The organism is methanotrophic endosymbiont of Bathymodiolus puteoserpentis (Logatchev), from assembly GCF_900128525.1.
Classification (GTDB): Bacteria; Pseudomonadota; Gammaproteobacteria; order Methylococcales; family Methylomonadaceae; genus Methyloprofundus.
On record NZ_FQTQ01000201.1, the window covers coordinates 1 to 5,751 of the forward strand.

Below are 5,751 nucleotides of genomic sequence, written 5' to 3' on the forward strand. Positions count from 1 at the left end.
TACGACTAAAGCTCAGCTTAATGCATTGTTGGATCAGCCTGCTAACCATCTTTTTTCCCTTCCTGAAGAAACAAAAGAGAGTCTTCCGGTTTTACAAACTCAAAGCCGCTTGTTTGCGCAAGCTGAGGATTATCGCGCCATATTGGCATCTCGGCGTGAATCCATCAATGCGGCGCAATCTCGACTTGATCTTGCCAAAAAGGATTTTTTCCCAGATTTTAAAGTGGGTGCTTTTTATGGTGGTCGAGCAGATACACTGTCTGGGCAGGAGCGTGCCGATTTTCTTAGCTTAAAGCTCAGTATGACTGTCCCTATTTTTGCCGCGAGTAAACAAGCTAAAGCGGTTGATCAGCGTCATAGTGAACTGATGCAGCAACGCTATGCCTTAAAAGATCAATGGAATAATGTGCGTGCTGAAATCTCAACAGCTTACAGTGACTTTCATCAAAGCAAAGATCAAGTCGTGCTCTTTAAACAAGGCATTATTCCTCAAGCCAGACAAACCGTTGCCTCTATGTTGGCAGGTTATCAGGTTAACAAGGTGGATTTTTTAAACCTAGTTCGCAGCCAAATTACTTTATATAACTACGAAACACAGTACTGGAAAGCGTTAACCGAAGCTAATCAGGCACTCGCACAATTAACGGCCGTTGTTGGCAAGGAAGAAATTTATGAATAAAACAGCATTAATGATTGCCCCTATCATGTTAACCGTTGGCTTAGCGGGTGGCTATTGGTATGCAGACTCAAAACAAGCGGCTACACAGGCAAAAACAGAAGGTTCGACAGCCAGAAAAATTTTATTTTACCGCAACCCAATGAATCCATCGGTTACCTCGCCAACACCTGCCAAGGATTCGATGGGGATGGATTATGTGCCTGTCTATGCAGAGCCTGAAAAGCCCGCAGAACGTAAAATACTCTTTTATCGTAGCCCGATGAATCCTTCGGTCACTTCGCCAACGCCTGCCAAGGATTCGATGGGAATGGATTATGTACCGGTGTATGCGGAAAGCGATACCGATGCAAAAGCCCCAGCAGGGACGGTTAAAATTGATGGTACAACCATACAAAATATTGGTGTGCGTACCATAAAAGCAGTAAAAGCATCCCTCTCGCATACTGTGCGTGCCGTAGGGCGAGTGGATTATGATGAAGAACGTATGGTACACCTTCATCCTAAAACAGAGGGCTGGATAGAGAAATTACATGTTGATAAAACCGGGCAATGGGTGAAAAAGAATACCGACTTATTAAGTATTTATTCACCGCAATTGGTTGCCAGTCAACAGGAATATATTCTTGCTTTAAATAATTTGAAAGCCTTGGAAGCGAGTCCTATTGCAGATATTCGGCAAGGTGCTGAAGAATTGGTTATCAGTTCACGTGAACGCTTAAAATTATTGGATGTGCCCGAGCATCAATTACGTGAATTGCAACGCACGCATAAAGTTAAAAAAAGCTTACATATTCATGCGCCTGAAGCAGGTATTATCATGAAAATTGGGGCGCGTGAAGGGCAATTTGTTACCCCAGCAACTGAAATTTATATGATTGCTGATTTACGTAAAATCTGGGTATACGCTGATATTTATGAGTATGAATTGCCTTGGGTTAAAGAAGGTGACTCGGTTGAAATGCAATTAGCCGGTATTCCAGGTAAAACATTTAAGGGACATTTAACTTACATTTACCCTTATGCAGAAGCAAAAACCCGTACGATTAAAGTACGCCTTGTCTTTGATAATCCGGATTTGTTATTAAAACCGGAAATGTTTGCTGAAATTACTATTTTTGCAGACAAACAAAAAGATGCAATCATCATTCCTTCTGAAGCGGTTATTCGTTCGGGGCCACGCAATCAGGTTTTTGTGGTGCGCGAACCTGGGAAGTTTGAGCCACGGCTCGTTACATTAGGTTTATCGTCTAGTGGTAAAGTTATTGTACTAAAAGGGGTTAAAGAAGGTGAAGAAGTGGTGACATCGGCACAATTCTTAATTGATTCAGAGTCAAAGTTACGTGAAGCAACCGCAAAAATGTTGAATGATGTTGTGGGTGAAAGTTCAACCTCTACGGAAGAGTCTGTGATAAAGGGACAGGATACGAACCATGAAAACATGAACCATAAAGGCATGAATCATGAAAATATAAATCATGAAGGTATGAACCACGAAAACATGAGCCATGAAAACATGAATCATGAAGGCATGAATCATGAAAATATGAGTGATGTAGTACAAGGAGACAATAAGTGATTAGTTCAATTATTGCAGCCTCTATTAAAAATAGAGTCATTGTCCTTATTATGGCTATCTTATTGGGTGCTGGCGGCTATTGGTCATATAAAAGTATGCCTTTAGATGCGATTCCTGACTTATCTGATGTACAAGTTATCGTCTTTACTGAATACCCGGGGCAATCCCCGCAAGTTGTGGAAGACCAAGTAACCTACCCGTTAACCACCGCAATGCTTGCAGTTCCTTATTCAAAAGTGGTACGTGGTTATTCATTTTTTGGACTGTCTTTTGTGTATATTATTTTTGAAGATGGTACTGATCTCTACTGGGCGCGATCTCGTGTTTTAGAATCATTAAACTATGTCAGTGGTGATTTACCTGATGGTGTGACACCGACATTAGGTCCTGATGCCACCGGCGTGGGTTGGGTCTATGAATATGCATTAGTCGATAAAACCGGCCAGCATGATTTATCTCAATTACGTTCACTACAAGATTGGTACTTACGTTACCCATTGCAAACCGTTAAAGGTGTTTCTGAAGTTGCCTCTATTGGTGGCTTCGTCAAACAATATCAGGTTGAGGTCGATCCCAATGCTTTGCAGGCTTATAACATTCCATTGTCTAAAGTCAAAAAAGCGATTCAACGCTCTAATAATGATGTCGGTGGGCGTTTGGTCGAAATGGCAGAAACCGAATATATGGTACGAGGTTTAGGTTATATTCAATCAGTTGCCGATTTAAATACCATTCCGGTCGGTGTGGATGCCAATGGTACGCCAATCCGCTTGCAGGATATCGCACATGTTCATTTAGGGCCTGAATTACGTCGTGGTCTTGTTGAATTAAATGGGGAGGGTGAGGTTGCCGGCGGTGTCATTATTATGCGTTTTGGTGAAAATGCACAAGCAACCATTACTGCCGTTAAAGAAAAATTGGAAGAGCTTAAGAAAGGCTTACCGCCAGGAGTTGAAATCGTACCGGTCTATGATCGTAGTGATTTAATTAATCGTGCGGTTGAAACACTCAACACGGCATTGGTTCAAGAGTTAATTATTGTCAGTGTATTGGTCGGCTTGTTTTTATTACATTTACGCTCGTCATTAGTCGTTGTCATTAGCTTGCCATTAGGTATTTTAATTGCCTTTATCGTGATGCGTTATCAGGGCTTAAATGCCAATATCATGTCATTAGGTGGTATTGCTATCGCCATTGGTGATATGGTCGATGGTGCGATTGTGATGGTTGAAAATGCGCATAAACACTTGGCTGATATGCGCGAAAAGAAAAATAGGGACTTAACCAATGACGAGCGTTGGCAAGCGATTCGTGAAGCTTCCAGTGAAGTAGGGCCTGCCTTATTTTTCTCGCTATTGATTATTACCGTCTCCTTTATTCCCATTTTTACCATGCAGGCACAAGAGGGACGTTTATTTAGTCCGCTGGCCTTTACCAAATCTTATGCGATGGGGGCTGCGGCTATCTTAACCGTTACCGTTGTGCCGGTGTTAATGGGGTATTTTATTCGGGGTAAAGTCATTCCCGAACATAAAAACCCAATCAATCGGGGTTTGCACTTTTTGCATAGCCCTGTATTAAAGCTTGCCATGCGGTTTCGCAGTATCACCTTGATTATAGCGGTATTATTACTGGGTTCAACCTATTACCCTTTATCAAAAATCGGTAGTGAGTTTATGCCACCATTGGATGAGGGTGATATTTTATATATGCCGACGACTTTCCCGGGTATTTCTATTACCAAAGCACGGGAATTATTACAGCAAACGGATAAGATATTAAAAACCTTTCCTGAGGTACATCATGTCTTTGGTAAAGTGGGACGTGCCGAAACAGCAACGGATTCGGCGCCTTTATCCATGATGGAAACAACCGTGCGTTTAAAACCGCGAGAAGAATGGCCTGATCCTAAAAAAACCACGAAAGTCTTAATGAGTGAAATGGACAAAGCCATTCAATTCCCAGGGGTTGCCAATGCTTGGACCATGCCTATTAAAACGCGTATTGATATGTTATCAACGGGGATTAAAACACCTATCGGTATCAAAGTCTCAGGGCCGGATTTAAATATCTTACAAGATGTATCGCAACAAATAGAAATGGCTATGAAAACCTTGCCAGAAACCACTTCTGCTTTTGGTGACCGAGCCGTCGGGGGATATTATCTTGATTTTGATATTAATCGTGAGGCGGCTGCACGTTATGGTTTAACGGTAGGCGATGTGCAAGATGTGATTCAAAGTGCCATTGGTGGAATAAATATCACAGAAACGGTAGAAGGTTTGGAGCGTTACCCTGTTAATTTACGTTATCCGCGTGAATTACGGGATAATTTTGCAAGCTTAAAACGGGTATTAATTCCTACGCCGACTAATAGCCAAATTCCTTTGGCCTTGGTTGCCGAATTGAATTTAAGGCGTGGTCCACCCTCTATTAAAAGTGAAGATGCACGCCCTAATGCTTGGATTTATGTGGATATTAGTAGTTCAGATATTGGTGGCTTTGTTGCGAAAGCCAAGCAGGTACTTGCTGAACAGGTTAATATTCCGGCAGGTTACACCGTTACTTGGTCAGGCCAGTTTGAATATATGGAAAGAGCGGCGAAACGTTTAAAAATAGTCGTCCCTATTACCTTATTGCTGATTTTCTTTTTGCTTTATCTCACCTTTGGCAATATGACAGAGCCTGTTATTGTGATGTTAAGCGTTCCTTTCGGCTTGATTGGCGGTATCTGGATTGTGTATGCCTATGACTTTAATTTATCTGTGGCGGTCTATGTTGGTTTTATTGCCTTAGCGGGTACGGCAGCGGAAACCGGAGTGATGGTCTTAAACTTTATTGATATTGAAATAGCGCAATTGCGTCGCAGCAAGCAACGGTTGTTATCCTCACCGGAAATTAGAGAAGCCGTTGAATCTGCAACAGCTTTACGGGTACGTCCAGTGGCAATTACTGCATTTTCCACAATGATTGGTTTAGTGCCTATTATGTGGAGTACCGGTACCGGTGCTGATGTGACACAGAGGATTGCAGCACCGGTATTAGGAGGGATGTTTACCGTACTATTATTAACCTTACTGGTTTTTCCGGTTATTTACAGTTTAGTCTTGCAAGGGCAGGAATGGCTAAAAAGGCGAGAACTTGAGAAAACTCAAGCGGAATAGACGCTTAAAAAATAAATGAACAGATTAGTACAGCATCCATTTTTTGATGAATTATTCCGTGCTAAAAGCGGTTGAAATATTAGGTAAATATTGTTTCTTTACCTGTCGGTATAAAAATGGTGTTGTACTATCACCTATGCTAGGAATTTTTTAATGAACTTAGCATTTTGATAGGGGTATTACGTGATGAACTATAAAAAAGAGGATAAGTAAGATGCAAAAACTATTTATTTTATTGGTATTGTTTTTAAGTGCTTGTACTAAATATGAGGCTTCTTCTTTACAAGCCGTAGCAACGACTAATGTACAAAATATATCCGGTATGGAAATTT

At 41.4% G+C, this 5,751-nt stretch carries 3 protein-coding genes; all 3 read left to right on the forward strand.

From position 1 onward, the window contains the following. Positions 1-679: TolC family protein (locus BQ7314_RS14705; protein WP_174484445.1), on the forward strand; the 679-nt coding region annotated here is incomplete at its 5' end. Next, positions 672-2,255 (forward strand): efflux RND transporter periplasmic adaptor subunit, encoded by a 1,584-nt coding sequence (locus BQ7314_RS14710; RefSeq protein ID WP_174484446.1) that lies wholly within the window; start codon positions 672-674, stop codon positions 2,253-2,255. The genes BQ7314_RS14705 and BQ7314_RS14710, both read left to right, overlap by 8 nt. Next, positions 2,252-5,419 carry an efflux RND transporter permease subunit gene (locus BQ7314_RS14715; protein WP_174484447.1) on the forward strand — a complete coding sequence of 1,056 codons (3,168 nt, stop codon included), beginning with the start codon at positions 2,252-2,254 and terminating at the stop codon, positions 5,417-5,419. Before BQ7314_RS14710 ends, BQ7314_RS14715 begins: the two co-directional genes overlap by 4 nt. The last annotated feature ends 332 nt before the right edge of the window (positions 5,420-5,751 follow it).